Origin of the sequence: Microbacterium sp. MPKO10 (genome assembly GCF_026107415.2) — a bacterium.
In the GTDB taxonomy this organism is placed as follows: Bacteria; Actinomycetota; Actinomycetes; order Actinomycetales; family Microbacteriaceae; genus Paramicrobacterium.
Genome location: NZ_JAPCHX010000001.1, coordinates 383,772 through 409,112, shown reverse-complemented (window position 1 = coordinate 409,112; position 25,341 = coordinate 383,772). Strand labels below are relative to the sequence as shown.

At 64.2% G+C, this 25,341-nt stretch carries 22 protein-coding genes; 15 read left to right on the top strand and 7 right to left on the bottom strand.

The annotated features are described in order from the left end of the window. The first annotated feature begins 26 nt into the window (after nt 1-26). From OK352_RS01910 to OK352_RS01880, 7 genes are all read left to right on the top strand, one after another. Nucleotides 27-1,016 carry an ABC transporter permease gene (locus OK352_RS01910; RefSeq protein ID WP_265139701.1) on the top strand — a complete coding sequence of 330 codons (990 nt, stop codon included), beginning with the start codon at nt 27-29 and terminating at the stop codon, nt 1,014-1,016. A 5-nt stretch (nt 1,017-1,021) separates the two neighbouring features. Further along, entirely contained in the window at nt 1,022-2,020 is a 999-nt protein-coding gene (locus OK352_RS01905; protein WP_265139700.1) for an ABC transporter permease, read from the top strand. Beyond that, entirely contained in the window at nt 2,017-2,907 is an 891-nt protein-coding gene (locus tag OK352_RS01900; protein WP_265139699.1) for an ABC transporter ATP-binding protein, read from the top strand. Before OK352_RS01905 ends, OK352_RS01900 begins: the two co-directional genes overlap by 4 nt. Nucleotides 2,908-2,909: 2 nt before the next feature. Further along, on the top strand, nt 2,910-3,803 hold the full coding sequence (locus tag OK352_RS01895) for an ABC transporter ATP-binding protein (RefSeq protein WP_265139698.1): 894 nt from the start codon (nt 2,910-2,912) through the stop codon (nt 3,801-3,803). A 64-nt stretch (nt 3,804-3,867) separates the two neighbouring features. After that, nucleotides 3,868-6,048, top strand: coding sequence for a glycoside hydrolase family 36 protein (locus OK352_RS01890; RefSeq protein ID WP_265139697.1), 2,181 nt, complete (start codon nt 3,868-3,870; stop codon nt 6,046-6,048). A gap of 82 nt (nt 6,049-6,130) precedes the next feature. Beyond that, nucleotides 6,131-8,632 carry a glycoside hydrolase family 2 protein gene (locus tag OK352_RS01885; RefSeq protein ID WP_265139696.1) on the top strand — a complete coding sequence of 834 codons (2,502 nt, stop codon included), beginning with the start codon at nt 6,131-6,133 and terminating at the stop codon, nt 8,630-8,632. A 23-nt stretch (nt 8,633-8,655) separates the two neighbouring features. Continuing rightward, a complete protein-coding gene (locus OK352_RS01880; protein ID WP_265139695.1) occupies nt 8,656-9,498 on the top strand; it encodes a LacI family DNA-binding transcriptional regulator in 843 nt (280 codons plus the stop codon). A gap of 139 nt (nt 9,499-9,637) precedes the next feature. On the opposite strand, the gene OK352_RS01875 is transcribed toward OK352_RS01880, so the two are convergent. From OK352_RS01875 to OK352_RS01860, 4 genes are all read right to left on the bottom strand, one after another. Further along, on the bottom strand, nt 9,638-10,435 hold the full coding sequence (locus OK352_RS01875) for an ABC transporter permease (RefSeq protein WP_265139694.1): 798 nt from the start codon (nt 10,433-10,435) through the stop codon (nt 9,638-9,640). Beyond that, on the bottom strand, nt 10,432-11,397 hold the full coding sequence (locus OK352_RS01870; protein WP_265139693.1) for an ATP-binding cassette domain-containing protein: 966 nt from the start codon (nt 11,395-11,397) through the stop codon (nt 10,432-10,434). The genes OK352_RS01875 and OK352_RS01870 overlap by 4 nt, the downstream gene beginning before the upstream one ends. 184 nt (nt 11,398-11,581) lie before the next feature. Continuing rightward, entirely contained in the window at nt 11,582-12,430 is an 849-nt protein-coding gene (locus tag OK352_RS01865) for a DUF4097 family beta strand repeat-containing protein (protein WP_265139692.1), read from the bottom strand. Then, the gene (locus tag OK352_RS01860; RefSeq protein ID WP_265139691.1) at nt 12,427-12,909 is read right to left on the bottom strand and encodes a toxin-antitoxin system HicB family antitoxin; all 483 of its coding nucleotides are present in this window, start codon (nt 12,907-12,909) and stop codon (nt 12,427-12,429) included. The genes OK352_RS01865 and OK352_RS01860 overlap by 4 nt, the downstream gene beginning before the upstream one ends. Before the next feature lie 229 nt (nt 12,910-13,138). Here OK352_RS01860 and OK352_RS01855 point away from each other — a divergent pair, with 229 nt between their 5' ends. Continuing rightward, nucleotides 13,139-13,408 carry a hypothetical protein gene (locus OK352_RS01855; protein ID WP_265139690.1) on the top strand — a complete coding sequence of 90 codons (270 nt, stop codon included), beginning with the start codon at nt 13,139-13,141 and terminating at the stop codon, nt 13,406-13,408. A gap of 6 nt (nt 13,409-13,414) precedes the next feature. Here OK352_RS01855 and OK352_RS01850 read toward each other — a convergent pair whose 3' ends face one another. Further along, a complete protein-coding gene (locus tag OK352_RS01850) occupies nt 13,415-15,316 on the bottom strand; it encodes a DUF5107 domain-containing protein (protein ID WP_265139689.1) in 1,902 nt (633 codons plus the stop codon). 102 nt (nt 15,317-15,418) lie between these two features. Here OK352_RS01850 and proC point away from each other — a divergent pair, with 102 nt between their 5' ends. Beyond that, nucleotides 15,419-16,261 (top strand): pyrroline-5-carboxylate reductase, encoded by an 843-nt coding sequence (gene proC, locus OK352_RS01845; RefSeq protein ID WP_265139688.1) that lies wholly within the window; start codon nt 15,419-15,421, stop codon nt 16,259-16,261. Between the two features lie 25 nt (nt 16,262-16,286). Here the strand turns inward: proC and OK352_RS01840 are convergent, their stop codons facing one another. Beyond that, nucleotides 16,287-17,603: an ABC transporter substrate-binding protein gene (locus tag OK352_RS01840; RefSeq protein ID WP_265139687.1), complete on the bottom strand. Its 1,317-nt coding sequence runs from the start codon at nt 17,601-17,603 to the stop codon at nt 16,287-16,289. A gap of 307 nt (nt 17,604-17,910) precedes the next feature. On the opposite strand from OK352_RS01840, the gene OK352_RS01835 reads away from it, so the two are divergent. Beyond that, nucleotides 17,911-18,837, top strand: a complete 927-nt coding sequence (locus OK352_RS01835) for a carbohydrate ABC transporter permease (RefSeq protein ID WP_265139686.1) — start codon at nt 17,911-17,913, stop codon at nt 18,835-18,837. After that, nucleotides 18,827-19,765, top strand: a complete 939-nt coding sequence (locus tag OK352_RS01830; protein ID WP_265139685.1) for a carbohydrate ABC transporter permease — start codon at nt 18,827-18,829, stop codon at nt 19,763-19,765. Before OK352_RS01835 ends, OK352_RS01830 begins: the two co-directional genes overlap by 11 nt. Here OK352_RS01830 and OK352_RS01825 read toward each other — a convergent pair. After that, on the bottom strand, nt 19,758-20,795 hold the full coding sequence (locus OK352_RS01825) for a LacI family DNA-binding transcriptional regulator (RefSeq protein ID WP_265139684.1): 1,038 nt from the start codon (nt 20,793-20,795) through the stop codon (nt 19,758-19,760). The two genes, OK352_RS01830 and OK352_RS01825, sit on opposite strands and share 8 nt — an antisense overlap. 172 nt (nt 20,796-20,967) lie before the next feature. Here OK352_RS01825 and OK352_RS01820 point away from each other — a divergent pair, with 172 nt between their 5' ends. The 4 genes from OK352_RS01820 to OK352_RS01805 are packed head-to-tail and all read left to right on the top strand — an operon-like array spanning nt 20,968 to nt 25,338. Further along, nucleotides 20,968-22,329, top strand: coding sequence for a Gfo/Idh/MocA family protein (locus OK352_RS01820; protein WP_265139683.1), 1,362 nt, complete (start codon nt 20,968-20,970; stop codon nt 22,327-22,329). Beyond that, a complete protein-coding gene (locus tag OK352_RS01815) occupies nt 22,326-23,351 on the top strand; it encodes an NAD-dependent epimerase/dehydratase family protein (RefSeq protein WP_265139682.1) in 1,026 nt (341 codons plus the stop codon). Before OK352_RS01820 ends, OK352_RS01815 begins: the two co-directional genes overlap by 4 nt. Then, the gene (locus OK352_RS01810; protein ID WP_265139681.1) at nt 23,348-24,253 is read left to right on the top strand and encodes a 5-dehydro-4-deoxyglucarate dehydratase; all 906 of its coding nucleotides are present in this window, start codon (nt 23,348-23,350) and stop codon (nt 24,251-24,253) included. Before OK352_RS01815 ends, OK352_RS01810 begins: the two co-directional genes overlap by 4 nt. Further along, nucleotides 24,250-25,338 (top strand): mandelate racemase/muconate lactonizing enzyme family protein, encoded by a 1,089-nt coding sequence (locus OK352_RS01805; RefSeq protein WP_265139680.1) that lies wholly within the window; start codon nt 24,250-24,252, stop codon nt 25,336-25,338. The genes OK352_RS01810 and OK352_RS01805 overlap by 4 nt, the downstream gene beginning before the upstream one ends. Nucleotides 25,339-25,341 lie beyond the last annotated feature (3 nt).

The following is a 25,341-nucleotide window of genomic DNA, read 5'->3' as shown; positions in this document are numbered from 1 at the left end:
CTCAGAATGGCGCGGAGGGCAGCAGTATGAACTATTACCTGCGCAAGCTCGGCTTCTATGCGGTCGCTCTCTGGGCGGCACTGACGCTGAACTTCATCATTCCTCGTCTCATGCCCGGAAACCCGATCGATATCCTGCTCGCAAAATTGCAGCAGCGTGGTGGGACAGTCAACGCGTCAACGCGTCATGCGCTAGAGCTTCTCCTTGGCGGGGACTCCTCGCAGCCCGTGATCGTGCAATACATTCAGTATTTGGGCAACGTGCTGCGAGGAGACCTCGGAACATCAGTCACCTACTTTCCGGCTCCGGTGACGGAGGTGATCGGGCAGTCGCTCCCGTGGACCATTATGCTCGTCGGGATCTCTACAGTCATTGCGACGATGATCGGTGTCGGACTCGGCGCGTTCGCCGGATGGAAGCCGGGCACCTGGCTCGATTCGCTCGTTCCTGCCACCACGCTGCTCGCCGCCGTGCCGTACTTCTGGCTCGCGCTGATCTTCGTGTACTTCTTCGCGACGACGATGCATATTCTGCCGTCCCAAGGTGGATACGATGTGGTGCTGACTCCCGGCTGGAATGCTGAGTTCATCGGCTCATCCATCAGGTACGGGTTCTTGCCGGCTCTCACGATCGTCATCGCCTCACTCGGCGGTTGGCTGCTCGGCATGCGAAACATGATGGTGTCGACACTCTCTGAGGATTACATTCTCACCGCGCAGGCGAAGGGGCTGCGCAGCGGGCGCATCCTCAGAACCTACGCCGCGCGGAACGCGGTGCTTCCCTCGGTCGCCGGGTTCGCGATCTCCCTCGGATTCGTCGTGTCCGGGTCCATTGTCACCGAGCAGGTATTCTCCTACCCCGGAATCGGGTCCAAACTTCTCAGCGCCGTGACGAACAACGACTACGCGCTCATGCAGGGGATCTTCCTCTATATCACCCTTGCCGTTCTCGGCGCGAACCTGATCGTCGACCTGTTCTATGGGGTCATCGATCCTCGAACTCGAGCTCGGAGCTGATCACGATGACGAATCTCAGACAATCCACCGTCCGCGAGAAGGCAGATTCGACCAAGCAGATGGCGCTTGCCATCGGCAGTGCGAAACCGCCGCGGCGCTCGGCGCTGCGCATGATGCTTCCGACGCTGACGCCGTGGCTCGTCGTCGGGCTGGTGCTGATCGTCGGCATCACGCTGTTCGGCGTACTCGGACCGCTTTTCGTGATGGACCCGACGACGATTCGCGACATCGGTTTGCGCGGGCCCTCGAGCGAGCACATCCTCGGAACGACTCAAACAGGCCAGGATGTCTTCGCACAACTGGCCTATGCCACGCGCGGATCGCTCGAGATCGGCCTGATCGTCGGCGTGCTCGCCACCATCTTCTCGGCACTCTTCGGAATTCTCGGAACCTACATCGGCGGATTCGCCGACGAGACGTTCTCGCTCATCTCCAACGTGTTCCTCGTGATTCCTGGCCTTCCCCTCGTGATCGTCATTTCGGGTTTTGTGCCTCCCGCGGCGCGCGGTCTCTGGACGATCGCCGTTGTGCTTGCGATCACCAGCTGGGCCGGTGCGGCTCGTGTGCTGCGCGCCCAGACGCTGTCAATCAGAAGTCGCGATTATGTTGCAGCATCCCGAGTCGCCGGCGAGCGAGCCTGGCGTGTGATCGCCGTCGAGATTCTGCCGAATCTGCTGCCCGTCCTCGCGTCCCAGTTCGTATTCGCTGTGATCGCGGCGATCCTCGGGGAAGCGGGGCTGTCGTTCCTCGGCCTCGGCGCCTCGAACTCGTCAACACTCGGAACGATGCTGTTCTATGCGCAAAATGGATTTGCGCTTCCTCTCGGTGCCTGGTGGTGGTTTGTCCCGCCCGGCCTCATCATCGCGCTTTTCGGCATGGGACTCTCACTCGTCAACTTCTCCATTGACGAGATCATCAATCCGAAGCTGAAAAATGTGCGCCTCCACAGAAAACGTGCACGCGCCGTAGCTCGCCGACTTCGTGCGGGGAAGGACGACCGATGACCGACACCCTGGCGAACATCCACGTGGAGACCGACCGCCGCACCGTGCTGTCCGTGCGCGATATCTCCGTCGTCTACGAAGTCGACCAGCCCGTCGAAGCGGTCAAGCACGCGAGCTTCGATCTCGGCGAGGGCGAAGTCCTCGGCCTTGCCGGAGAATCAGGATGCGGCAAGACAACGCTCGCCTACGCGATCAACCGTCTGCATCGGCCACCTGCGCGAATCTCGACGGGAAGCGTCATCTTCGCCGATAGGGACGCGGGAGACATCGATCTTCTGGAGCTCGGCGATGAAGACATGCGCTCGTTCCGCTGGTCGAAGCTGTCGATGGTGTTCCAGGGCGCGATGAACGCGCTCAACCCGGTCATCTCCATTCGGGCGCAGTTGGAGGACGTCCTCACCACCCATCGCCCTGGCCTCTCTCGCGGTGAGCGTAGGCAACGGGCGGCTGACGCTCTCGCGCGCGTTGGCGTCGATCCTGAACGGCTCAACGCCTATCCGCATGAGTTCTCAGGAGGAATGCGGCAGCGCGTCATGATCGCCATGGCCATGATCCTCGAGCCGCAGGTCATGATCATGGACGAACCGACAACCGCTCTCGACGTTGTCGTGCAGCGGGACATCCTTCGCGAGATCCTCCGGCTTCGCGACGAACTCGGCTTCGCTGTGATCTTCATCACCCACGACCTGCCGCTTCTCCTTGAAGTGAGCGACCGGATCGCCGTCATGCTGCAAGGAGAGATTGTCGAACTCGAACGCGCAGACACGCTTTACAGACACGCGCAGCATCCGTACACGCGCAAGCTTCTCGGCTCGTTCCCGAGCCTGAGCGGCTCACGTGGAGCCTTCATCAGAACAGGGATCGACGACCCGGAAGAGGAGCTTTGATCATGACCAGCATCCATGTCGAAAACCTGGTGAAAGACTTCAGCGTGCGCAAGGGGATCGTGCGCAGAAAGTTCCGCGCTGTTGACAACGTCTCATTCGATCTGCTCCCCGGGCGCACCATCGCTCTCGTAGGAGAATCAGGTTCGGGCAAGTCAACGATTGCACGCATCCTTGCGCGGCTGGATTCGCCGACGAGCGGAACCATCGCCGCGACACTCGATGACGGCGCGACCGTCCCCAACCGCTTGTATCGCCGTCACGTGCAGATGGTGTTCCAGGACCCGTTCGCTTCACTCAACCCGTTCCACTCGATTGAGCATCACATTGCGCGGCCGCTGTCGATTCACCGTGTCACGAAAGGGTCGGCTGCAACGGCGTCTCGGGTCCTTGAGATGCTCGATCGCGTGAATCTGGAACCTCCCGAGGAGTTCGCCCAGCGGCGCCCGCATGAACTCTCGGGCGGGCAGCGGCAGCGTGTTGCCATCGCCCGAGCGCTCGCGCCCGGCGCCGGAGTGGTGATTGCTGACGAACCGGTGTCGATGCTCGACGTGTCGATCCGGCTGGGCGTCTTGAACCTCTTGGGCCGCCTGCAGCGCGAAGACAACCTCGCCGTGCTCTACATCACCCACGATCTCGCAACGGCACGACACTTCTCAGATGAGATTCTCGTGCTCTACAAGGGACGTGTCGTCGAGCGCGGGCCATCCGATGACGTGATTCTCGATCCCCATCACGATTACACGCGACTGCTTGCGCTTGCTGCACCTGACCCCGAGAAGCTGGGGAAGGTCGTCAGCTCCGAGGCCGCGCCGGACCGCTCGACACTGGACAACACCGTGTGCTTCAACCACTTCACGGGCGAATGGGAAGAATCCGAGGCCCGCGTTCCCGCCTGAGTCTTGCGTGGCAGCAGGAACAACACGCGCACCACGCGCATTTCATCGACACCGATTGGCACTCATGACTGACTTCACCTGGACGACGCCGTCCATGGCGATCGCCTTCTCTGCGCCACAGGACGGCCCGGTCTCTGTGTTATCGATCGGTGCGCTTCCGCGGGGAGCAGGCCACGCCGAGGCGAGTTCGGCGTTCGCACACCACGCGGCCGCCATTGACGACGCGGCAGCCCGCGAACAGCCGCTCGTCGAGCTGACAGCGTTCGGCCATGGCCGGTTCCCCGGCAGCTTTCGCCATGTCGATACGATCGTCGGCACGAGTCTTCGCTACAAAACGCATGACGAGTCGATGGATGCTGGTGTGCATCGACTCCGGATTCAACAGGTCGATCGAGAGCGCGGTCTGCACATCTCGAGCATCTTCGAGGCACACGACGGGGCAGCCGCATTCCGCACCTGGACGGAAGTCACACGAGACCGGGGCACGGCCCAGACGATCGTTCTCGACTTCGTTTCGAGTTTCGCAACGGGATCGTTCCTTGCCGATGCCGGTGAGCTCGTCGACGGCCACGTCGTGTCGGCAGACGTTGACGCGTTCGTCGTAGCGCACGCCGACAACGACTGGGTTGCCGAAAGCCGATGGTGCGTCGAGTCACTGCGCGACGCGGGACTTGCCCGGATCGATCGCGATGTGCAGCATCAGCCCCCGCGCAGTCGTGCGGTGTTCGCGAACCGAGGGTCCTGGTCCAGTGGCGAGAAGGCCCCGACCGGTGCCCTCGCCTCGAGCGCCGGACGACACGCACTTGCCTGGCAGGTCGAACACAACGGTCCGTGGCTCGCCGAACTCGGCGAGAATCGCTTCGGCGCCTATCTGCTGCTCTCCGGGCCCACCGACCAAGAGCATCAGTGGAGCACAGCTCTCTTCCCCGGCGAGACGTTTCACACCGTGCCGGCATCAGTGGCCGTTGCCGAGGGGACTGTCCACGACGCTCTGCGGGCGATGACTGATCAGCGACGATGCCTTCGACGGCAACGAGACATCGACGCGACCCTCCCTGTCATCTTCAACGACTACATGAACACCCTCATGGGTAATCCCTCCACCGAGGCGCTCACTCCCCTCGTCGATGCCGCGGCACACGCTGGAGCCGACTATTTCTGCATTGATGCGGGCTGGTATGCGGACGGCAGCTGGTGGGATGGCGTCGGCGAGTGGGAACCGTCGCACGCGCGCTTCCCTGGCGGTCTCGCCGAGGTCACGGAGCACATCAGATCGCGCGGAATGGTGCCAGGACTCTGGCTTGAACCCGAGGTGATCGGAATCAGATCTCCGCTCGCGCGCACCCTGCCGGACGACGCATTCTTCTCACGGGCGGGCGTCCGTATTGCTGAGCACGGGCGCCACCTGCTCGATCTTCGCCATCCCGCAGCGCGGGCACACGTCGATTCTGTTGTCGACCGGCTCGTTACCGACTTCGGCATCGGGTTCATCAAAATGGACGAGAACACCATGACCGGGCCCGGCACCGATCAGGGCGGAACGTCTCCTGGTCAGGGTCTTCTCGAGCATTCTCGGGCGCTTCTCGACTGGCTTGATGACGTGCAGGCACGCCATCCTGACCTGCTCATCGAGAACTGCGCGTCGGGCGCGATGAGAATGGACTACGCGATGCTCTCGCGGCTGCACCTGCAGTCGACGTCGGATCAGCAGGATCCGGTGATGTACGCGTCGATCTCAGCCGCCGCCCCGGCATCCGTTCTCCCTGAGCAGGCGGGAAACTGGGCGTACCCGCAGGCCGGTATGAGCGACGAGGCGCGTACGTTTGCACTGGTCAACGGCATCCTTGGTCGCATGTACCTCTCCGGGTATCTGAATCGCATGAGCGACGTCGAACGCGCCGCGGTGAGCGAGGCCGTGACGGCGCATAAGCGGGTTCTTGAGGACATCACGGAGCGTGAGCCGGCGTGGCCGCTCGGGCTTCCGCGATGGGACGCCGGCTGGGTCGCGCTTGCCCTGCATAAAGCGAACCACCGATACCTGAGCCTCTGGCGCCGCTGGGAAGCTCCCGGACGGGTGGCGATTCCTCTGCCGGACGCTGTGGGCAGATCGCTTCGCGTCAGCGCGTTCTTTCCTGCCAAGCCCGGTGGATGGAGCTGGGAGTGGGATGCACGCGACGGGATGCTTCATGTGACCGCTCCGACAGCGGAGTCGACAGCGCGGGTGCTGGAGATCAGCATTATGTGAGACGCCGCTTCCGGTGAGCTCTGAACAAAATGGCGCCCCGTCGAGATGTGAACCAGCACGACCGAAAATGGAGATTCGCAGCATGACATTCAGAACCCTTGACTCCCGACCCGCGACGGTGTCGGGCGGTGAGAATCTCACGGCTCAGTGGACCCTGCGAGCGACAGCGGGCCCGATCGACGCCGCCGTCTCCGGCCGCGACGTGCCGGCGTCCGTCCCCGGCGCCGTTCAGCTCGACCTGCAGAACGCAGGCCTGATCGGCGACCCGTACGACGGCGACAACGAAAAAGTACAGGAGTGGATCGGCTATTGCGACTGGCAATACCGGGCGCGATTCACCTGGACCGACACCGGCGACTCCCGCCATGACCTCGTCGCCGATGGGCTCGACACCGCCGCGACCATCACCCTCAACGGCACGGAGGTCGCGCGCACGCAGAACCAGCACCGCAGCTACCGCTTCGACATCGCGTCGCTGCTCATCGACGGCGAGAACGAGCTCGTCGTCGACTTTCGCTCACCGATCGAGTTCGCTCGCGAGCAGGAGAAGCTGCTCGGTGCCCGCCCCACCGTCATGCATCACCCGTTCAACGCCGTACGCACCATGGCGTGCACCTTCGGCTGGGACTGGGGCATCGATGTGTCGACGTGCGGCATCTGGAAGAGCATCGGCATCGAGTCGTGGTCGGGCGTACGTGTTGCCGGCGTTCGGCCCCTCGTCAGCGTGACAGACATCGACGGCACGCGCGGAACAGGCACACTCGACGCCCATGTCGACCTCGAGTGGGCGGATGCTGCGGGCAGCACGGACGTCGTGGTCGCCGTCGCCGGTGCGACAGCATCCGCGAGTCTCGAGCCCGGCCAGCCGCAGGCCCACGTCACCGTCGACGCCGGGACGGTCGACCTCTGGTTCCCGCGCACGCACGGTGCACAGCCGCGTTATGACGTCACGGTCACCTGCGGCGATGCCGAATGGTCGGCACCCGTCGGGTTCCGTCGCGTCGAGATCGACACGGCACCTGACGCTCACGGCAGCCCGTTCACGATCAGCGTCAACGAGCAGCAGGTGTACGTGCGCGGAGCCAACTGGATCCCGGCCGACACCTTCGTCGCGCGTGTAACACCGCAGATGTACCAGGAGGGCGTCCGCGACGCTGTCGACGCCGGCATGAACCTGCTGCGCGTCTGGGGCGGCGGCATCTACGAGCAGGACGCGTTCTACGAGGCCTGCTCGGCCGCGGGCATCCTCGTCTGGCAGGACTTCCTGTTCGCCTGCGGCGCCTACTCGGAAGAGGACCCGCTGCGCGGCGAAGTCGAGGCCGAAGCGCGCGAAAACGTGGCCCGCATCTCCCGCCACGCCAGCATCACCCTGTGGAACGGGTGCAACGAGAACATCTGGGGCTGGCTCGAGTGGGGCTGGCGCACTGAGCTCGGCGACCGCACCTGGGGCGAGGGATACTACACGGATCTTCTGCCCGGCATCGTCGCCGAACTCGACCCGACGACGCCGTATTCGCCCGCAAGTCCGTTCTCGTTCTCGCGTTGGGCGCACCCGAACGACGAGCGCTTCGGCACGATGCACATCTGGACGGTGTGGAACGATCTCGACTACACGGCTTACCGCGACTACGCGCCACGCTTCGCCTCGGAGTTCGGCTTTCAAGGTCCCCCGGCGTGGTCGACACTCACGAGCGCCGTGCACGACGAACCGCTCGACCCGAATGGTGCACAGATGCTCGTGCACCAGAAGGCCGACCAAGGCAATGCGAAGCTCGAGCGCGGCCTCCGCGACCATCTGCCCGCCTGGCGAGACATCGACGAATGGCACTGGGCGACGCAGCTGAATCAGGCACACGCGATCCGGTTTGGAATCGAGCACTTCCGGTCGCTGTACCCGCTGAACACCGGCTCGATTGTCTGGCAGCTGAACGACACATGGCCCGTCATCTCCTGGGCGGCCGTCGATCACGCGGGCATCCGCAAGCCGGTGTGGCACGCGCTCGCCGCTGTGTACTCCGACCGGCTGCTCACCGTGCAGCCCCGAGAAGACGCGCGCTCTAGTGAGATGCGGCCGACGCTCGTCGCGCACAACGACTCGGCAGAACGGTGGAGTGCCCGTGTCGAGATCGCTCGTCGGCTCGTCAACGGCGAGCCGCGCGCGACCCAAGTGCTCGATCTTGATGTCGAACCGCGCGGCCACGCCGAGATATCCCTGGACGACGATGTGACCGCGGTCACGGATGCTGCTCGCGAGTACCTTTCGGTCGATGCGGCAACCGGCGAGACGGCGTTTTGGTTCTTCGCCCCCGACCGTGACCTCGCGCTGTCGCGCACTGCGCTCACGATCACGAGTGAGCGCAGAGAACGCGACGTGCACGTCACTGTGACAGCATCCTCTCTTGTCAAAGACATCGTGCTGCAGGCGGACCGCATCGCGCCGGGAGCTCGGGTCGACTCCGGTCTGATCACCCTGCAGGCGGGGCAGAGCCACACCTTTGTCGTGTCCGGCACCGCGGATGTGGGCGGGGGAGCCTTCTGCGGGTTCCCGGTGATATGTTCGGTGAACGATCTGGTGGCGCGGTGACGCGCCCGGTGAACGGAGGCGCCGTGAAGTCTGTGGGCCTGTGCTTGCACGTTCCGCGCCGACGTGTGCCGATGGAGCCGTTCTGGATGAACGTCATCCGCGGCATCGAAGACGGACTCGCGGAAAGTGGCCTGACGCTGCTTGTGCAGGTTGTGCAGGGCAGCGATGACGAAGTGGTCACGCTTGAGCGCTGGCGGCGCGACGACAGCGTTGCTGGCGTGGTCATCGCCGATCTGCTTCCTGACGACCCGCGACTCAAAGTGGTGCGCGAGCACGGGCTTCCCGCTGTGATTATGGCGCGTCCCGAGGACGCCCCTGGCCTGCCGACAGTCGCCGCGCATAATGCGCAGACCATGAGTGAGGCCATTGGGTACCTGGTGGATGCTGGTCACACGGCGATCGCGCGTGTCACCGGCCCTGAGCGCTACGTGCATACCCAACTGCGTTCTGAAGCATTCGACGAGGCGGGCGCACAGCACGGAATTCGCACGCTGAGTGTCGAGGCGGACTTCACGTCAGACGACGGGGCACGGGCGACGCGTGAGCTGATCGATGGGCCCGAGTCGCCCACCGCTGTGCTGTATGACAACGACGTGATGGCGCTCGCCGGTCTTGAGGTGCTCAGTGCGCGGGGGCTGAGTGTGCCCGGCGATGTGGCGATCATGGCCTGGGACGATTCGGTGCATTGCCAGCTAGCTCATCCGCCGGTTACGGCCTTCAACCATGATCTTCAGCACATGGGGCTCACGGTTGCCGATGCGCTCTTGCGCGTGCTTGACGGGGACACGGATGTACATGTGCAGGTGGCGGCTCCGCGACTTGTCGAACGTGCGTCGACGTTGGTCACGCGCGCGGGCGCAGCCTAATCGCCTCATCGCGACGCGTATGTCGGTTAATTCTGTTGCGCCGAAGCACTTTCGCATGAAGCGTGGGGCTTCTGCACGAAGGGTGCTGAATACTCGAGTTCGAGAGTATGACGTCACCATGGTGTGAATCGACGATGCGTCAGCGCAGGGATCTGCGCTCATAGAGCATCCGTGACCAGACGACGCCGGCGATCGTGATGGCGGCGCACCACGCGAACGTCAGCAACAGCTCGGTGCCCGGGTTCTGACCGGCAAGCAGACTGCGAATCGTCTCGATGAACGGTGTGAACGGCTGGTAGTCGGCGAAGAAGCGCAGCCACACCGGCATCGAATCCGTTGGCACGAAGCCGCTGCCGAGAAACGGCAGCAGAATGAGCGGCATCGGTAGATTGCTCGCCGATTCTACGGTGCGCGCCTGCATTCCCATTCCCGCAGAGAGCCAGGCAATCGCGATAACGATCAGCATGATCACTCCGATCGCGGCAAGCCAACTGCCAAAGGCAGCCAGTGGGCGGTACCCCATAAGCAGCGCAACGCCGAAGACCGCGGCGATCGCAATCAGTTGCTGTAGCACGTTGCCGTACACGTGGCCTGCAAGTACGGCACCGCGTGAGATCGCCATTGTGCGGAATCGAGCGATGATGCCCTCTGACATGTCGCGCGCGACAGACATCGCGGTCATCTGCGCGGCGCTTGCGACTGCGAGCAGAATAATGCCGGGAACGACATACTGCAGGTACTCCGTCATGCTTGCGGGTCCAGCACCATCCGCGCTGATACCGCTTCCGAGCGTGCCGCCGAATGCGTAGACGAACAGCAGAAGCATGACGATGGGGACGCCGATGGTGAATCCGATCAGCGGATAGCGCACGGCGTGGACAAGGTTGCGCCGCAACATCGTCCGCGTGTCAGCAAAGATGAGAGAAGGCGCGGTCATAGTTCCACCTCCGTGGCGGATGTTGTCGTCGGCGTTGGTGAGGAGTTCCCAGTGAGGGCGAAAAACACGTCGTCAAGACTCGGTGTGCGGATCGACAGCGACGTAGGCTCGACCTCAAGCGCATCAAGGCGGGCAAGAACAGAACGCACAGAGGCGACGCCGCCGTCGCTCGGTACCGACAGACTGAGTTTTTCGGGGTCGGGGATGCTGTCAGCGAGCCCGCCCCCTGCGCACGCGAGTGCGTCGGCGTCGTCGAACGTCAGCACGACACGACCACCGTCAATGCGGCTCTTCAAGTCGCGTGGCGTGCCTTCGGCCACGATCGTTCCCTCGTTGAGAACCCCCACGCGGTCTGCGAGCTCGTCTGCCTCATCAAGGTACTGGGTGGTCAGCAGAACTGTGACGCCTTCGGCAACAAGATCTTTGACGATCTGCCTCATCGTGCGGCGGCTTCGGGGGTCAAGTCCTGTCGTCGGCTCGTCGAGATAGATGATCTGGGGTCGTGAGACCAGCGTCATGGCGAGATCGAGACGGCGGCGCATCCCGCCGGAGTAAGTCGACGCAGGTTTGCCCGCAGCTTCGGTCAGCTCAAACTTTTCAAGCAGGTCCGTCGCGACGCGCGAACCCTTGAGGCGACCTAGGTGGCGAAGGTCAGCCATAATGCGCAGGTTCTCTTCGCCTGTCAGCAAATTGTCGACAGCCGAGAACTGGCCTGTCACGCCGATTACGGAGCGCACGGCATCGGCGTGGCGACGGACGTCGTGCCCCGCGACATGGGCAACGCCCGAGTCTGGGGCAAGGAGCGTGGACAAGATGTGAACCGTCGTCGTCTTGCCGGTGCCGTTGGGCCCCAGCAAGGCATAGACGGATCCAGTTGGCACCGTCAGGTCGAGTCCGGTGAGGACCGCAGTGTCTCCGAACGACTTCGTCAGCCCGGAAGTTTCAATGGCAGGTACAGACACAGAAGATCCCTTTCTCGTGATGTAGTGCTGTGATGCATGCGGGCAGGCTGGCGCCATGGATGCCGTGGGCCGGGCGTGGCGAATCAGCCGGACACGCTCAACAGGAAAAGCGTGTGGAGGGCGAAAAATCGCCCTCAGCAAGGACGGTCGAACGACCGGTATTGAGAGTCAGCGGATGCTGGAGCTACGGTGTTGCGTAGTGGATCATGATGTCCCCATAAGTCGTGTGGGCGTGGAGCCCGAGAGTCTTATCACCCTCGGACGGTCCGGCGTCATCCACCGCGAGGCTGCTGCGCACGCTTCCCTGCTTCGATGACGCATCGAGCCAGACGGCAACGCCGGGTCGAACTCCGACATCGATGCGCCCGTGCGCCGACTGCACGTGCGTCGTACCGTTGGATAGCTCGCCGACCTGCAGTGAGCCGTATGCCGTGGTTGCTGTGAGGTCGTCGACCGATGTGCCGATCTCAATCGACCCGCTCGCTGTTTTCAGAACGGAGGAACCACCGAGCCTTCCGACGTCGATGTTGCCATGCGATCCGGTGATCTGAGCATCTCCGTCGATGCGGCCAATGCGGGCGTTCCCAGAGGCGAGTTTCACTGATGCGTTGCCGAGAACAGCTGCGCACCGCAAAGTTCCATGACCTCCGTTCGATGTGAGATTGCGCGTGGTGTCGAGTGTGGTGTCGCCCGAGCCAGAGTCGATGCTGACGTCTCCGAGTGCCCCCGTCGCACGGAGAAAGCCATAGCCGAGTCGGGCGTCGACGTGCGAACCGAGGGGAGTTTTGATGATGATGTCGACGGAATCACCCGGGCCGAGGACGGCCCAGCGTCGCGGGGTGATGACCTCGATCGTGTCCGAGGAGGCCGTCACCCGTGTGCGCTCTGCGGTCGCGGAATCTCCAGAGCGCTTCGGGTTGCTCGGAGCAACAGAGACAGAGACGTTCGTGCGATCGGTCGCGATGATCTCGATGGTTCCCATCTGGATGTCGAGGCGCAGCGTCGGTGTGCTTTCAACGGCGAATTCAGTCATCGCACCCACCCCGTCAGAGACGAGGAGCGAGTCTCGCTGCCACGCTGAGGCTGGAGGGAACTGGCAATCGCGCGCACGAGCCAGGAATTCAACGAGATTCCCTGGGCGGCTGCGGCCTCTTCCGCCCGTGTTTTGAGAGAGTCGGGTATGCGCACTGTCGTGCGTGAGGTGGAGACGTCCGACTCGTCCGCGGCGTCGTGCCCTGCGCCGTCATGTGGCGCCCGGGCATCGGTGTCCTCTGGCAGCGACACGACGAACTCGACATCTCGTCCACGAAGACGAACATCGACGGAACCGGGGGCAAGCTCGGCCGTGACAGCCCCGGCGGCTTCGGAGAGAGCCTCCATGAGCGCAAGGCGCGATGCCGGCTCAAGGGATGCGGCAAGCAAGGAGGCCGCCTCTCTGGTGGACTCGCTTCCGCCCGCAGCCGCTACGGAGAGCTGCTGCTGGAGGGTCTCGACATATGGTCCAATCTGCATGACATCATTATGACACCATCGTGGTGTCAGCACAACTGGTCGTCGAATCTTGGGCGGGGGTGGAAGATCGCCCGCCGTTCGAGTGACAATCGGAGGGCAGCGAGGATCTGCGGAGAGGAGGCGGAAACCCGTGCGCAGGGCAAGCGACGAGACGTGGGGTCAACGCTGGGTCCGCCGTTGGGTGCACGCGCAGTTTCGCGGGGGCGAAAGACCGGCGCCGATAATGTACATGCCGGGGCAGAACGTCAACACGCTGAACGACTACCTGGCCTCCGGCCGGTTCGAACGATGGGCCGATCGATGGTTCTGGCTCGCCGTGTTCATCTGCGCATTTGTCGGCGCCGCGCTGTCGCTCGGACTCGCGGCTTCAGACCTGCCGAAATTCTGGGGAGCCGCCGTCTTCGGTGCCTTTCTGCTGTTCTTCGCCTTCAGAGTTCTGGCGGGCGTTCGGTGCCTCTTTCGCAACCGGAAACGTGCGCGGCGGAAGTCGCGCCACTGACAGCACTCAGACTTTCATCCGGAAATCGTAGTCAGTGGGAAGCGGCTCGTCGGGGAAAACCTGATCCCAGAAGTCGGAGACCGTCTCGTCTCCCTCGCGCAGATTCGGAATCTCGATGCCCGCACGCAGAATCGCTCGCGCCTCGTCACCGCGGGCGAGCAGGTGCAATGCCTTCGCCTGCAGAAACCGCAGGCGACCGAGTCGGCTGACATCCTCCTCCACCGCGGTGATCACACGAAGTGCGGCAGCGGGCAACCCCGCGTCGAGCAGCACGGTCGCACCCTCGATCGCGAGTGCGCGCTGGGCGCCAGGGAGCGCATAGCTCACAACGGACAGATAGTCGTTCGCGGCTCGCGTCGCCCTGCCCGTCTCGGCGCGAAGTCGGGCGCGACCGCGCAGCGCCGCCATGTTGGGCGTCAGCGCGTAGGACGCCGCATAGAACGCGCCCGCTCGCTCGATGTCCCCCCGCGCGTGCGCCATCGTCCCCAGGTGCATCGTGGACTGCCACGTGCGTGGCGCCGCCTCGAGCAGCTTCTCCCACGCCTCACCGCGCACATACGACCCGGTGATCTCGCGCGTACTCGCCTCGGGCAGCGACCCGGTCGCTAACAGCTCAAGCCACGGCCTCGTCTCGTCAGTGTCGACGGTGAAGGGCGTCCCGGATGCTGCAAGCGGCGGCTCTCCGCATGCCACTCGTCGTGCCTGCTCCAGTGCTCCCCAGCCGCTTCCCGAGGCGATCAGCTCGCCGGGCTCCACGTCGGACAGCTCACGGGCGGTGGCAAGAGCAGCCTCAGCGTCGGTCGTCGACCAAAGCTGCTCGACGCGCGTGGCCGCGGCGGCAGCATCCGGACTCTTTCCACCCGGAGTCAGCGCGATGTTGCCGTACGCCTCGACCCAGTCCCAGCTGTCACCCGCCGGCATCACGAGGTGTTCGAACTGCGTACGCGCGAGCCCGGACTGAATCTCGGCATAATGACGACCGTCGGGGGTCAGCCACCGCTGCCACCGATGGCCGCCGGCACCTTCACCCCAGCAGAACAGTTTGCGGCCCCGCAGCCGATCGGTGGAGAGCAGCGCCAGCCCATCGCCGTTCTCGTCCGTCGACGCCACCCACGGGCGCTCACCGGGCACCGGGTCGAAGAAGTAGTCGGCCGCATACGGCGCGCGGGCCGGGGCGAGGACGTCGTCTGTGACCTCGACGTGTGAAATCGCTCCGTCGTAACCGGTGGCGATGGACGTCGAGCTTGGGGTGACGATGCGTGTGTGCGCTGTCTGCGGCACGGCCGCGTTCGTCCACCAGTACATCGGAACGTCGCGCTCGGATGTGTTGCGAATGCGCACGTAGGCCAGCACAACGGGGGAGTCGGCGGGCAGTCGCAGATCGACCTGGAACACCGTCTCGCGCAGCCGATCAAACTCCCACATGCGCAGGATGCTTTCGCCATCCGTCTCGACAATGGCCGAGTGCAGCGGGTTGGCGGTCAACGGCGAATGGCCGCGCGTGCCGATGTTCCACTCGATGCCGCCGGCGAACCAGGCATCACGAAGCGCCAGATTCGCGTACTGCACGGCCGAATTCTCGTGCAACAGCTCGACGTCGCGGTCGAGGTCGCGGATCGACCAGATGCGACCACCCAGCTGCGGCAGCACACGCACGCGCAGGTGCTCGTTCTCGAGCACGACAGAACGGAACTCGGTGAGCGCGAGGTCGCGGCCGTACGCATCCTGCATGGTGTACGGAAACAGATTGCGGACGCCACCGAAGCCCATGCCCGCGGCGAGCTCCTCCGGCAGATCCCCGCTCACCGCATACGGCGGCTCGGAGGCGTCTGACACCACCGCGAGCGGGTTGGCGGAGCCGAGCGCGGCGGCGGGGAGGGTGATCGTCTCGAGACGAATGTCGGTCATGGCGGCATCCTCTCTGATGCGGCGACGCGCGTGCGGATATGCGTCCCCTCGATCGTAGCTGTTGATCGTCGTAGCCGTTGACGGCGCTCGTAGGATGGACGCATGAGCGAGACGACACTTCCAGCCATAGCCATTCTCGGTGCCGGGTCCATGGGGGGAGCGATCCTCTCGGGTCTGGCTCAGCCTCACGTGCGCGTCGACGGCGGCATCCGCGTCACCAATCGCACGGCGGCGAAAGCCGAGCCGCTTGCTGAGCTTGACGGCGTGACGTCCTGGTCACTCGAGCAGACTCCGGATGCTCAGGCGCGCGCACTCGCGGGCGCCAAAGTCGTGCTGGTCGGCGTGAAGCCGCACATGGTCCCCGATCTTCTGCGTGACATCGCCGGTGACCTTGAGCCAGGCAGCATTGTCGTCAGTGTCGCTGCAGGCGTCACGATCGAGACGTTCGAGAGTCTTCTGCCTGAGAGCGTCTCGGTCATCAGGGCCATGCCCAACACGCCGTCGCACGTGGGGAAGGGCGTCACGGGACTCGCGGCGGGAACCCGCTCGAACGACGATGACCTCGCGCTGGCCCGTGCGGTTTTCGAGACAGTCGGTGACGTCGTCGAAGTGCCGGAGAGTCAGATCGACGCGCTGTCGACGATCTCGGGCTCCGGCCCCGCGTACGTCTTCTACCTCATTGAAGAGCTCACGCGCGCGGCGATCGGCAAGGGGTTCTCGCCCGAGCAGGCGGCGACGCTCGTGAACGGCACGTTCGCTGGAGCGACCGAGCTTCTGATGCAGTCGGGCAAGACCCCGGAGCAGCTGCGCATCGAGGTGACGAGCCCGAAGGGCACGACCGAGCAGGCGGTGAACGTTCTGCAGCAGGCGGGGTTCGCCGAGACGTTCGCTCACGCAACGGATGCTGCGCTCGCACGTGCGCGCGAGCTCGCCGCCGGCTCGTGACGCCGATCGGTCCGCAGGAGTCCCGCTACGAGATCAATCCCGTCATCTCGTCGTGCAGGGCCTGAGCGGCATCCTTCGGTGACTGCTCCTCGAAGAGCACGATTCCTGCGTAGCGCTGGATCGTTGCCTGCACGGTGCTCGTTCCCGTCGGCGGGATCGGCGGCGTCGACTTCACATCGCCTTCGATCGCTTCGAGGAACTCGAGTCCGGCCTTGTCAGCGTCAGAGAGATCCTCGCGGATCGCATCAAGAACCTTTGGATTGACCGGCATCCCGCGTTCAGCGAGCCCGATCTTCGCCGCGTCGACGTCGTTCACGAGAAAGTCGATGAATGCGGACGTTTGCGCGGGGTTCTCGGTCTTCGACGAGGCCGACCAGAACATCGACGGTTTGAAGAACATGCCCGCAGCCCCGGCGCTTCCGTCAAAGCTCGGGAGCTTTAAGAGCTTCACATCTGAGCCCGTCGCTTCCGTATACGCCTTCAGCTGGTTCGTCCACGACCAACCCATCGCCGCCTTCTTCGTCGCGAAGAGCGACTGCTCAACGGCGGCGCTCACGTCCTGTGTGAACGCATCCGGGTTCGGGCCGGCACCGGACGACGAGAGCTTCAGCAAATACTCGAACCACGACGTGATCGATTCCGGGGACACGCCGATCTGCCCGTCCGAGGTGTACAGCTCCTCGCCCTTCTGACGCGCCCACACCATCAGGTCTGCGTCCTGAGCAACCAGGGAGGTGCCGATGACATCGCCTCCGGAAGCGTCCGTCACCGCTGACGCCACATCAAAGAAGTCGTCCCATGTCCAGGTCTCGTCGTCGGGCATATCGACACCGAGATCAGCGAAGACATCGGCATTCGCGAACACCGAGTATGCGTTCTGGCCTGCGTTGATGCCGAAGAGCTTGCCGTCGTAGCTTCCGGACTCCAGCGCAGAGTCGGGGAAATCCCCGAGGTCAAGAGCGCCCTGCTTCGAGAGGTCGAGAAGAGCACCACGTCCGCCGTACTCGGCGATGTACTTCTGATCCATCTGCACGATGTCGGGCATCGTTCCGCCCGCGACTTGGGTGGAGAGTTTCGTCCAGTACGTTGACCATTCGCCAGGCCGTGGCTTGATCGTGATGGTGTCGTGCTGCTTTGTATAAAGCTCAATGAGGTTGTCGGTGTTCTCGTTGCGAACAGCGTTTCCCCACCAACCCAGCACGAGCGTTGCCTCTTTGTACGCATCGTCGGCGCTGCTCGTCTGCGAGGAGGCGGCCTGCGGGCCACAGCCGGTGAGGAAGAACGACGCGCCGATTCCGCCGATCGCCAGGGCGGCGAACTGCCTACGTGTGAAATCTGCCATGATTTTTGGCCTCCTTGCCACGGGCATCATCGCCCGGTGAAAGCGATTGAGGATCTGAGAAAGCGATTTCCCAGGGTGTGGTTCATTATTATGGGCAACATGAGCCGTCGTGTCAACGGTGTTGTGGTCGATTGGTGCCAGGAATTCCCGAGTTTGTGGGCGAGTACGGAGTTGAGAGGTTGACGCGCGTGCGGTGTGGGTTTAGTGTCATGGACTATCCAGAGAAAGCGCTTTCTAGCTGCACTCGGGCTTTCCTGCTCAATGACGACTGCAAGGGACTTCGAATGATCGCGATGGAGTATCTGCCATGAGCGTGATGACAGAGCTGCAGAATGTGCGGTCATCAGGCAAGGGAACGACCACGAAACGCGACCGCGTCGCCTATGTCTTCCTGATTCCCTGGTTCATCGGACTTGTGGGCATCACCCTCGGCCCCATGATCGCGTCGCTCGTGCTCGCGTTCACCGACTACAACCTGCTGCAGGCGCCCCAGTTCATCGGTTTCGACAACTTTATCGAGATGGCGTCGGACAAGCGTCTGGCGAATTCGCTCCAGGTCACGTTCACCTACGTGTTCGTCTCCGTACCCTTGCAGCTGATCATCGCGCTGTTCGTCGCCATCATGCTGGATCGAGGGCTCCGAGGTCTTGCGATCTACCGGTCGATTTTCTACCTGCCTTCGCTTCTTGGATCCTCCGTCGCCGTGGCGATTCTCTGGCGGCAGATGTTCGGCGCCGACGGCCTGGTCAATCAGCTGCTCGCGTTCGTCGGCATCCACGACGCTCCCGGCTGGGTGACCGACCCGAGCACGGCGCTCGGCACGATCATCCTGCTGAACGTCTGGACCTTCGGTGCCCCGATGATCATCTTCGTGGCCGGTCTGCGGCAGATCCCCGAGATGTACTACGAGGCGGCGGAGATCGACGGTGCCGGCCGCTGGATGAAGTTCCGCAAGATCACGCTTCCCCTGCTCAGCCCCATCGTGTTCTTCAATCTCGTGCTGCAGCTCATCGGTGCGTTCCAGTCGTTCACGCAGGCATTCGTCGTCTCTGGGGGCAACGGCGGGCCCGCCGATTCGACGATGTTCTATTCGCTGTACCTCTACCAGCAGGGCTTCAACCAGTTCAATATGGGGTACGCCGCCGCTCTGGCATGGCTGCTCTTCATCATCATCGGGGCTTTCACCGCTATCAACTTCATCGCATCGAAGTATTGGGTGTTCTATGACAACTAGATTCCAGACAGAGACGGCGCAGCTGGTCACCAAGGGCGGTGCGCGTCGTCCGCGGCTCACTGGCGGCGGCGTCACCGAACGCCGCGGGAAGACCCCTGCGTCACGCAGCATCCGGTCTGTGCTTCGACATGCAGCTCTCATCATCTGCGCCATCGTGATGCTGTATCCACTGCTGTGGATGCTGGTGAGCTCTCTGCGGCCCAACGAAGAGATCTTCAACTCTCCCGGGCTGCTTCCCGTCGACCTTGACTTTACGAACTATTTCGTCGGCTGGACGGCACTGTCATCGCCGTTCGGCGTGTACCTCATCAACTCGGTGATCATCGTTGTCGGGTCCATCATCGGCAACCTTGTGTCGTGTTCCCTCGCGGCATACGCGTTCGCTCGACTGAACTTCCGTGGCCGCAAGATCTTCTTCGCGATCATGCTGCTGACGATCATGCTGCCGTTCCAGGTCGTTCTCGTGCCGCAGTACATCTTGTTTTCGAACCTCGGCTGGCTGAACACGTTCTGGCCCCTGATCCTGCCTAAGGTGCTCGGGACTGACTCGTTCTTCATCTTCCTGATGGTGCAGTTCATCAGGGGGATTCCCAAGGAGCTTGACGAAGCGGCGCGCATCGACGGGTGCGGGCACTTCCGCACCTTCTTCCAGGTGATTCTGCCGCTCATGGTGCCAGCCCTCGCGACAACAGCCGTCTTCACATTCATCTGGACGTGGAACGAGTTCTTCGGCGCAATCGTCTACCTGACGGCGCCGGACGTCTTCACTGTCCCCGTGGCGCTCGGTCAGTTCACCGATTCTCAGGCGGGAAGCGACTGGGGTGCGATGTTCGCGATGTCGATCGTGTCGCTCGTTCCGGTGTTCTTCGCGTTCCTCTTCGGCCAGAAGTACCTCGTGAAGGGAATCGCCACGACAGGCCTCAAGTAGCGGCCGGATGCGGGTCGTCGCCGGTCTTCGGCGGGCGACCCGTGCTCCCGCGCGGTACTACGAGTGGGCCGAACGCGAGGTTATACGCGGGCTGTCTGCCGTTGAGGAGATCCCACATGCGGGCCCATGCCTGCGCGCCAAGCTCCGGTGTGGGGACGGCGGCTGTGGTGAGTGGCGGGGTCGTGTATTGAGCGAACTGAATATCGTCGAACCCGGTGATCGAAACCTCCCCTGGCACATCGACGCCGCGAGCCGTCAGCGCGCCCAGAAGCCCCATGGCGACCAGATCGTTGAAGGCGAGGACCGCTGTTGCGTCAGATGCGATCACGTCGTCGGCCGACGCATAGCCGTCAGCGAAGTTCACCGAGCCGGTGAGCACGGAAATCTCAATGTTCGGGTTCGCTGCCCGGAACGCGTCAACGGCAGCAAGCCGGTCACGGTTCGATGCTGAACCCTCGGCGCCGCTGAGGAATAGCAGCTTTCGGTGGCCGAGATCTTTCACGTGAGCGAGCAGCTGAGCAAAGCCAGACCGGTAGTCGGCGGCGACAACGGGTACGCGCGCAGAGGTCGGCGTTCGGTTGATTACGACAGCCGGCGAGATCTGCGGCAGAAGCTCATTGAGCTCGTCGTCGGTCATGCGCGGAGCACACAGGACGATGCCATCGCTGCGGCGCCGAGCCTCACGCGCGAGTTCTGCCTCTTTCGACGGGTCTTCGAACGAATCGGCGACGAGCACGTGATAGTTCTCGCCTGCCGCACCAGTGCTGAGACCGCGCAGAGCGCCCTGAAACGTGGGGTTTCCGAGGTCGGGGACGATCACCGCGACTGTCTGTGTCTTGCCGAGCACCAGACTGCGCGCGAGCGGGCTCGCCGTGTAGCCGAGGGTGACCGCCGCCTCCCGAACCCGCTGCGTGAGGGCGGCATCGACAGTGGTGCTTCCGTTCATAACGCGCGAGACGGTTGACAGCGAGACGCCCGCCTTCTCGGCGACGTCAGCGATCGTGAGTCGCTCCGGTGATCGACGAGCCACAGCATCCCCCTTCTCATCTGACCGCTCGCTCTCGCGGTGTCTCCAGCGGCGCTCTCATCGCAAACACTATCGTGTATTGTATGAGAAAGCGTTTTCTCACGGTGGTGTGAGAAACCCAGAGAGGCGGACCTCTCGACCCACGCGGCCGTTCCGCCGGGAAAGGGGATGTTCTATGAGCCAGCGCACACGGTACGCGCTCGTCGGAGCAGGATCACGAGCCGAGATGTACGTCGACGCGCTCGCCGCCAGCCATGCCGATGTTGCAGAGCTCGCCGCAATCCTCGATACGAACAGTGGACGCGCCGAGCATTATCGGTCGCGCACGGCAACGCTCAGCGGTCAGAGCGATCTGCCGGTGACGGCAGCGCCGGACGCCCTGGAGCGCATCATCGCTGAGCAGCACATCGACCGGGTCATCGTGACGTCGCCCGACGTGACGCACGCCGAGTACATCGTTCGGGCCGTGCGCGCGGGCGTCGATGTGATCGTGGAGAAGCCGCTCACCATCGACGAACAGGGAGCGGCGGCCATTGCCCACGCTGTCGCCGCGACCGGACGCTCGGTTGTGACCACGTTCAACTACCGGTACTCGCCGCGCAACGCAGCGCTCAAAGACGCTGTTGCCTCGGGGCAGATCGGAAGCCCGACATCCGTGCACTTCGAGTGGCTGCTCGACACTGGCCACGGTGCCGACTACTTCCGGCGCTGGCACCGCGACAAGGCGAACTCGGGCGGGCTTCTGGTGCACAAGGCGTCTCATCATTTCGACCTCGTGAACTGGTGGATCGACGACGTGCCGCGGCGCGTGTTCGCCTCTGGCGGCCTGCGGTTCTACGGCGCCGACAACGCTGCGCGTCGCGGACTCGGCCCACGACCGGCGCGCGGAACCGGCGCAGCATCCGGCGACCCGTTCGCCCTCGATCTCTCGGAGGATGCTCGGCTCTCGGCGCTCTACCTCGACAACGAACGCTTTGACGGCTACCAACGCGACCGTGACGTGTTCAGCGACGGCATCACGATCGAAGACAACCTCTCGCTCGTCGTCGACTACTCCCGCGGCGCGAGCATGAGCTACTCACTCAACGCGCACAGTCCATGGGAGGGCTATCGCATCGCCGTGAACGGTACAGCTGGGCGGCTCGAACTCGACGTCGTGGAGCGCGGCATGGTCGCCGTCTCGCCCACGGGTGGCGGCGTCATCGATCCCAGTGCGACGGCCGACGGGGATGCCGCGAACGCGACGCGTCCGGCGAGCGAACGCCTCGTGCTTCAACGACATTGGGAACCGGCGAGTGAACTGCCGATTGCGAACGGAGAGGGCGCACACGGGGGAGGGGACGCTCGGATGCTTGACGACCTACTGCGGGGAACCTCAGTCGATCCGCTGCGGAGGGCAGCCACGTGGCGGGATGGGATCGCCGCCATCTCGGTCGGCATCGCCGGCAACCAATCGCTCGAGTCGGGCGGGCCTGTGCTGATCGACGACCTCGAGCTGGGCATCGCCGTGGCAGAGACGCGGACGGTGGCTTCGTGAGCGGAATCGTCGTCACCGGAAGCTCGGGTCGGCTCGGGCGCAGCGTCGTCGCCGTTCTGCGTGCCGCCGGGTATCGGGTGACGTGCGTCGACCTCGAGGTTCCCGACTCCGAGCACAACGGGTATGCCGCTGACCTCACAGACCCGCAGGAATGTGCCGCGCTCATGGCCCGCGCCAAGCCTGAGGCCGTCATTCACCTGGCAGCGATCGCAGTGCCTTTCAGCGCCCCAGAGGACGTCATTCTGCGCACCAACGTCGCCCTCGCACACAATGTGTTCGGTGCCGCGATCGAGGCCGGTGCGCGCACCGTCATCACCGCGAGCAGCCCGACCGTGTTCGGGTACGGCTCGCCGAACGGGTGGCTGCCCGAGGCGCTGCCGCTCACCGAGGCGATGCAGCCACGCCCCTGGAACGCGTACTCGCTGTCGAAGCTCGTGGCCGAGAACGTGGCTGCGATGTTCGCCGCCAAGCACGGAGACGCGCTGCGGGTCGCATCGTTCCGCCCGTGCTACGTCATCGCCCCCGAGGAATGGCACGGTGCTCTGACCCAACAGGGGCACACCGTCGGCCAGAGGCTGGCGTCGCCGGAACTCGCCGCCCCCGCCCTGTTCAACTACGTTGACGCACGTGATGCAGGAGACTTTCTTGCCACGCTGCTCGAGCGCGCTCACAGCATCCCGAACGCGCAGACCTTCATCGTCGGCGCCACCGACGCCATGGCGCGGGAACCCCTCGCCGACCTGATTCCGCGGTTCATTCCCGAACTGGGTGACCTCGCCCTCTCGCTCACGGGGACGCAGCCGGCGTTCTCGATCGATAAGGCAGATCGACTGCTCGGGTGGCGTGCCGGGCGAAGCTGGCGCACCGAACTCGCTGACTCCACAGAGACGGTGCACGGCGGGACCGTTCGAGAGAACTCAGGCCCGACCGCGACAGAGAAAACCGCGCCTGGCCAAACCACGACTGAGCAGGCAGCGACGGCAGAGACCGCGCAGACCGAAACCGCAGGAGGTACCCGATGAAATTCGATGGTGTGCTGTTCTTCCCCGTGACCGCTTACTCGGATGCTGGCGAGGTCGACGTGGCGATGACCGCTGAGCACATCGCCTCTCGACTCGAGTTCGCACCGGGCGGCGTCTTCGCCGCGTGCGGAACCGGAGAGTTCCACGCGCTGAGCGCGACAGAGGCGACGAGCGTCGTGCGATCCGCCGTTGACGTGGTGGGCGGATCCGTTGCCGTGATCGCCGGCACCGGCGGACCCCTCGGCCACGCCGCAGAGTGCGCGCGCGGTGCTGCGGACGCCGGGGCCGACGCGCTGCTTGTCCTCCCGCCCTATCTCGTGGGCCACTCCATCGAGGGGACGCTCGCGTACGTGGACGCCGTGCTGGCGGCATCCGATCTGCCCGTCATCGTGTATCACCGCGGCAGCGCGACTCTCACACGTGATGCCGTGCAGCGACTCGTGGAGAACGAGCGCGTGATCGGGCTGAAGGACGGCGTCGGTGATGTTGGTCTTGCTCACGAGATCGCGCGCATCGTCGAGAACAGCGGCCGTGACGATCTGTCGCTGTTCAACGGGCTGCTCACGGCCGAGCTGACACAGGAGGCCTACCGCGCGATCGGAGTTCCGCTGTACTCGTCTGCCGCATTCGCGATGGTGCCTGAGGTCTCTGCCGCCTTCTACCGCGCCTACGCCGCACACGATGACGCGCGCTGCGCAGAGCTGATCGATGGGTTCTACCGGCCGTTGGTGCGTCTGCGCGACGAAGTTCCGGGTTACGCGGTCTCGCTGGTGAAAGCGGGCGTGCGCCTGGGCGGGCTGCCGGTCGGCAGTGTGCGGGCACCGTTGACCGACCCGACGCCGGAGCACCTGGTGGAACTCGAGCGGATCATCGACGCCGGAAAGGGCCTTGTGTCAGCATGACCGAAGCGGCGATCGCGGACCTCACGGTGCGTCGTCACCGCGCGCCGCTCACCCGACCGTGGGGTGAGAGCGTGCGGACGATCGACGTCATCGAGGTCACGGTCAGAACAAGCGACGGCCGCGTGGGCACGGGCTTCTCGTGGACGCCCACGATCGGGTCGGCAGCAGTCGCGGCGCTGCTTGACAACGATATTCGCGACTGGGCGATCAGCCGGTCAACCGAACCGCACAGACTCTGGCCTGCGCTGTGGGCGCATCTGCATGAGGCGGGTTCCGGCGGGATCACGACGATCGCAATGGCCGGTCTTGATCTTGCCCTGTGGGATCTCGCCTCACGCGAAGGCGGCACGTCGATCACCGATCATCTGGGAGCACGGCGCGACAGTGTGGCGGTGTATGGCAGCGGTGTGAACCTGCACTACTCCCTCGACGAGCTGCGGGCGCAGGCGGAGCGCTGGGTCGCCGCCGGGTATTCGGCGGTGAAGATGAAGGTGGGCAGGCCGGGCAGGGGAGAGGATGCTGCGCGCGTCGCCGCCGTGCGCGCGATCATCGGGGACGACGTCGCCCTCATGATCGACGCGAACCAGAGGTGGACGCTCGAGCAGGCGCTGACCGCCATGGCCGAGCTCGAGGAGTTTCAGCCCGCGTGGATCGAAGAGCCGCTGCGCGCGGATGACACGGCCGGCCACGCGCGTCTGCGTGACAGCATCCGGACCCCGATTGCGCTCGGTGAGAACCTGCACACGCGTTACCGATTTCGCGAGGTGATCGATGCCGGAGCGTGTGACATCGTGCAGCCCAACGTGGTCCGCGTGGGAGGGATCACGCCGTTTCTCGAGATCGCTGCACTGGCAGATGAGCGCGGCGTCACACTGCGACCGCATCTGCTGCCTGAGCTTTCGGGGCAGCTCGCCCTCACGCTGCCGACCGTGACGGAGGTCGAGCGCGTCGAGGGCGCCGGCTTTGCCGAGCTTGGGCTGCTCGCCGACGACGGACCCGTGGTGTTTGACGGTGCCACACTGCGGAGCGCGGGCAGGTCGGGACTGGGAATCCGGTTCTCGGAGCGCTTTCTGCTGGCTTCCTGACCC

Bases quoted from the DNA above. Each gene is read 5' to 3' on its own strand.
- OK352_RS01910 (WP_265139701.1), top strand. From the start codon at position 27: ATGAACTATTACCTGCGCAAGCTCGGCTTCTATGCGGTCGCTCTCTGG.
- OK352_RS01905 (WP_265139700.1), top strand. From the start codon at position 1,022: ATGACGAATCTCAGACAATCCACCGTCCGCGAGAAGGCAGATTCGACC.
- OK352_RS01900 (WP_265139699.1), top strand. From the start codon at position 2,017: ATGACCGACACCCTGGCGAACATCCACGTGGAGACCGACCGCCGCACC.
- OK352_RS01895 (WP_265139698.1), top strand. From the start codon at position 2,910: ATGACCAGCATCCATGTCGAAAACCTGGTGAAAGACTTCAGCGTGCGC.
- OK352_RS01890 (WP_265139697.1), top strand. From the start codon at position 3,868: ATGACTGACTTCACCTGGACGACGCCGTCCATGGCGATCGCCTTCTCT.
- OK352_RS01885 (WP_265139696.1), top strand. From the start codon at position 6,131: ATGACATTCAGAACCCTTGACTCCCGACCCGCGACGGTGTCGGGCGGT.
- OK352_RS01875 (WP_265139694.1), bottom strand. From the start codon at position 10,435: ATGACCGCGCCTTCTCTCATCTTTGCTGACACGCGGACGATGTTGCGG.
- OK352_RS01865 (WP_265139692.1), bottom strand. From the start codon at position 12,430: ATGACTGAATTCGCCGTTGAAAGCACACCGACGCTGCGCCTCGACATC.
- OK352_RS01860 (WP_265139691.1), bottom strand. From the start codon at position 12,909: ATGCAGATTGGACCATATGTCGAGACCCTCCAGCAGCAGCTCTCCGTA.
- OK352_RS01855 (WP_265139690.1), top strand. From the start codon at position 13,139: ATGCCGGGGCAGAACGTCAACACGCTGAACGACTACCTGGCCTCCGGC.
- OK352_RS01850 (WP_265139689.1), bottom strand. From the start codon at position 15,316: ATGACCGACATTCGTCTCGAGACGATCACCCTCCCCGCCGCCGCGCTC.
- proC (WP_265139688.1), top strand. From the start codon at position 15,419: ATGAGCGAGACGACACTTCCAGCCATAGCCATTCTCGGTGCCGGGTCC.
- OK352_RS01840 (WP_265139687.1), bottom strand. From the start codon at position 17,603: ATGGCAGATTTCACACGTAGGCAGTTCGCCGCCCTGGCGATCGGCGGA.
- OK352_RS01835 (WP_265139686.1), top strand. From the start codon at position 17,911: ATGAGCGTGATGACAGAGCTGCAGAATGTGCGGTCATCAGGCAAGGGA.
- OK352_RS01830 (WP_265139685.1), top strand. From the start codon at position 18,827: ATGACAACTAGATTCCAGACAGAGACGGCGCAGCTGGTCACCAAGGGC.
- OK352_RS01820 (WP_265139683.1), top strand. From the start codon at position 20,968: ATGAGCCAGCGCACACGGTACGCGCTCGTCGGAGCAGGATCACGAGCC.
- OK352_RS01810 (WP_265139681.1), top strand. From the start codon at position 23,348: ATGAAATTCGATGGTGTGCTGTTCTTCCCCGTGACCGCTTACTCGGAT.
- OK352_RS01805 (WP_265139680.1), top strand. From the start codon at position 24,250: ATGACCGAAGCGGCGATCGCGGACCTCACGGTGCGTCGTCACCGCGCG.